The 3,870-nt window shown below is 29.5% G+C and carries 4 protein-coding genes; 2 read left to right on the top strand and 2 right to left on the bottom strand.

The genetic code is table 11. The features are described 5' to 3' along the window. The first annotated feature begins 73 nt into the window (after positions 1-73). A complete protein-coding gene (locus tag CD129_RS11875; RefSeq protein ID WP_115337687.1) occupies positions 74-691 on the top strand; it encodes a LysE/ArgO family amino acid transporter in 618 nt (205 codons plus the stop codon). 71 nt (positions 692-762) lie between these two features. Here CD129_RS11875 and CD129_RS11870 read toward each other — a convergent pair whose 3' ends face one another. Beyond that, a complete protein-coding gene (locus CD129_RS11870) occupies positions 763-1,956 on the bottom strand; it encodes a GTP-binding protein (protein WP_107508961.1) in 1,194 nt (397 codons plus the stop codon). A 46-nt stretch (positions 1,957-2,002) separates the two neighbouring features. Beyond that, a complete protein-coding gene (rpsN, locus tag CD129_RS11865; protein ID WP_078357734.1) occupies positions 2,003-2,272 on the bottom strand; it encodes a 30S ribosomal protein S14 in 270 nt (89 codons plus the stop codon). Between the two features lie 521 nt (positions 2,273-2,793). Between rpsN and CD129_RS11855 the strand changes: the two genes are divergently transcribed. Continuing rightward, positions 2,794-3,759, top strand: a complete 966-nt coding sequence (locus CD129_RS11855; protein ID WP_115337688.1) for an arsenic resistance protein — start codon at positions 2,794-2,796, stop codon at positions 3,757-3,759. Positions 3,760-3,870: the final 111 nt, after the last annotated feature.

The following is a 3,870-nucleotide window of genomic DNA, read 5'->3' as shown; positions in this document are numbered from 1 at the left end:
ATTATAACATATATATAAGTTTGAAATTAAGCCTTTACTCTAAAAGAAAATCATTAAAGAAAGCGTGTTTATTATGATACAACCTATAATCCACGGATTTTTATTAGCCTTAGGACTCATTTTACCTTTAGGTGCACAAAATGTATTTGTATTTAATCAAGGAGCAAATCAAAAACGCTTAATCGGTACTTTGCCTGTAATCATTACAGCTGCTCTATGTGACACTTTTTTAATAGTTCTTGCTATATTAGGTGTTTCTTTAATATTAATGTCACTTCCAATTTTACAAATTGTGATATATATTGTCGGACTTGTATTTCTATTATATATGGCTTGGTCGTTATGGCATGAAAAGCCAGATCACTTAAAAACGTATAATTCTATGAGCGCTAAAAAACAAATAGGGTTCGCTTTATCCGTATCATTGTTAAACCCTCATGCTATTATGGATACTATTGGTGTTATTGGTACAAGTGCAACCGTATATTCAGGAACAGATAAGCTTTTGTTTAGTATCTCCACTATTGTCGTTTCTTGGCTGTGGTTTATTTTGTTAGCTATACTTGGGAAACTACTCGGTTCTATCGATAAAACCGGAAAATATATTATAATATTGAATAAATTTTCAAGCATTATCGTATTAATCGTTAGTCTAATTATAATCAAAAATATTTTATCTATTATTTTTTAAAATTAAAGAGAGCGGAATAGAAATCTAATTTATTGAAAAGATTTCTATTCCGCTCTCTTTACTCATATTAATCAAGACAACTGCCATACATATGGGTCATGTAATTGTGACCAATCTGCATCTATTTCATGTGAATTAACTAAACATTTATCTAATGATTTTGTTATTTCTTCTACATTTAAATCACTGCCTATGATAACAAATTGTGTTTCTCTATCACCGTATTCAGGATCCCAGTTTGCTTTTACTTCTGGTCTTTCATCTAATATTTCTCTTTTTTGTTGTTCGTTCATAGCATCAACCCAATATGTAATTGGATGAATATTAACGAATGAACCTGCTTGTGAAAACAAACATGCAACATGGTTATACTGTGCTAACCAGACTATACCTTTCGCTCTAATAATATTGTTTTCCATATTTTCCATCCATTGATTAAATCTCTCAGCATGAAATGGTAATCTTCTTTTATATACAAAAGATGAAATACCATATTCCTCAGTTTCTGGCGTATGATTAGCATGTCCACCTTCAGTTAATTCTTTAATCCATCCTGCTGATTGGCTCGCCTTTTCATAATCAAATAATCCTGTATTAACAACTTCAGTTAATGAAACATCTGCAAAACTTGTTTTAATAAATTTGGCACTTGGCTGTAGTTTTCTTAAAATGATTTCAAGTTGTTCTAAGTCCTTGTCTGCTACTAAATCAGCTTTATTCAAAATAAGCACATCACAAAATTCTATTTGATCAATTAATAAATCAGAAATAGATCTTTCGTCATCTTCACTGACACCTTCATCTCTATCTTTCAATAAGTCTTCTGAATACATATCATTTACAAATCTATGAGCATCAACAACTGTTACCATTGTATCTAATCGACATATACTTGTTAAATCTATACCTGATTCATCATCTATATACGAAAAAGTTTGTGCGACAGGTACTGGCTCAGAAATACCCGTCGATTCTATAACGATTTGATCTACATCTCCTCGTTTTACGATTTTTTCAACTTCGATAAGCAAATCTTCTCTTAACGTACAACAAATACAGCCATTTGATAACTCGACTAGCTTTTCATCTGTCCTAGAAATGCCTCCACCTTCAACTACTAAATCTTTATCTATATTAATTTCACTCATGTCATTCACGATTACTGCAATTTTCAAACCTTCTCTATTCTTCAAAATATTATTCAATAGTGTTGTTTTGCCAGAACCTAAATAACCACTCAATACTGTAACTGGTACTTTATTCAAAATACTTCCCTCCCAATACAACTATTTTTCATGTTCATCTTTATTTTTACCAACTAGATTTTTTCAAACCAGGTATTTGACCTTTATGTGCATATTCTCTTAAAGCAATTCTAGACATACCAAACTTTCTATAAACTCCTCTTGGTCTACCAGTTACTTGGCATCTGCGTGTAATACGTGTAGGAGATGCGTCTCTAGGAAGTTTTTTCAATCCTTCATAATCATTGTTAGCCTTTAACTCTTCACGTTTCTCTCTGTATTTCTCTACCATTTGTATACGTTTTTGTTCTTTTGCAATTTTTGATTTTTTTGCCATTTTTATATACTCCTTTTTATTCATTAATGATTAAAGACTGAGACAACAAATTGGCCCAGTCTTGAAATCGCATATTAACGTAAGTAAAGTAGTCATTTCATCTCTCGGAGGTAAATCGTAATGACTACGTTTTAAATATAATACATAATTTTATTTTTGGCAAGTAAAAATTTTTATTTTTTCTTCAGTTATTTTTGAATAAAAAAAGTGAAACAGAAATCTAATTTACTAAATAGATTTCTGTTTCACTCAAGATTATATAAATTATTCAACTTTCCATACATTAAAACCATGTAATTGACTATTCGTATCATATTTCAAATCTTCTTTACCATAAAAAGTATAAAATTGTTTTAGAAGCGGCTGGGACGAATTAATCTACGTCTTATCTCATTTTTTCTAAAAAGTCTTATTTCTGTCCTATTAACTTATAAAAGCGCTCTTTATCATTTGCTCCGATTGAATTAAATAGTAGTACATATTATGATTTATATGAATAAAGATTACTATAGGAGGTTTCTATGTCTCAGTTAAAATCATTTTTAGAAACTAAACAGATTTATATATATATTGTTTTTATATTACTAGGCATATTTTGTGGCCTCTTTTTTGAAAATACTCAACAAATTTTTGAACCTTCTATTTCATTTCTTATCGCTATTTTAATGTTTGGTATGTTTTCTCAAATACCTTTTTTAACTTTACGAAATAAATTATTGAATTCAAGGTTTATTTTCGCACTTATTTTATCAAATTTTATATTAATTCCTATACTTGTTTTTCTACTGGTTGTAGTTTTTAATGTTACATCAACACCGCTTCTTATCGGTATTTATTTAGTACTACTTACGCCTTGTATTGACTACGTTATTGTATTTACTAAACTAGGACACGGTAATGCTGAACTCATGTTGATTTCTACTCCAATATTATTTATTTTACAAGTATTATTATTACCTATCTATTTTTGGATATTTTTAAATCAAGATTTTTCTCAATATATTGATATTAAACCTTTCTTGAAAACATTTATATTATTAATTATTTTACCTTTATTAATTGCCATTATCCTGCAATTTTTAAGCAAAAAATCTAATAAAATGATGAATATATTAACTTTTTCTGAATGGATACCTGTACCATTGATGGCTTTAGTGTTAACGACCGTTATTGGTTCTCAAATTTCGAAAATTGTTACTGATTTACAAGTTGTACTGTCAGTTGTACCGCTCTATTTATGCTTTATGATTTTAGCACCTTTCATAGGATATCTGTCAGGGAAGATTTTCAATTTAAACGTAACCTTAAAAAGAACATTAGCCTTTAGCTCAAGCACACGAAATGCATTAGTCGTTTTACCATTAGCTTTATCGCTACCTATACAATGGTCAACAACCGTTACCACTGTTGTTGTTACTCAAACGCTAGTCGAACTTATAGGAGAACTTGTTTATATTAAGCTGATACCTAGATTAATCGTTAAATAAAGTACAAACTTATTTGCATATGAACACTAAATATATACATAAAAAACTGTCGACAAAGTCTGAGCTTTGTCGACAGTTTTAATTGTTTTATTGATATAGGCTTAACAAAAC

Origin of the sequence: Mammaliicoccus fleurettii, from assembly GCF_003970575.1 — a bacterium.
Taxonomy (GTDB): Bacteria; Bacillota; Bacilli; order Staphylococcales; family Staphylococcaceae; genus Mammaliicoccus; species Mammaliicoccus fleurettii.
Note: the sequence above shows the minus strand (reverse complement) of the source record. Positions and strands in the feature narration are given on the sequence as shown.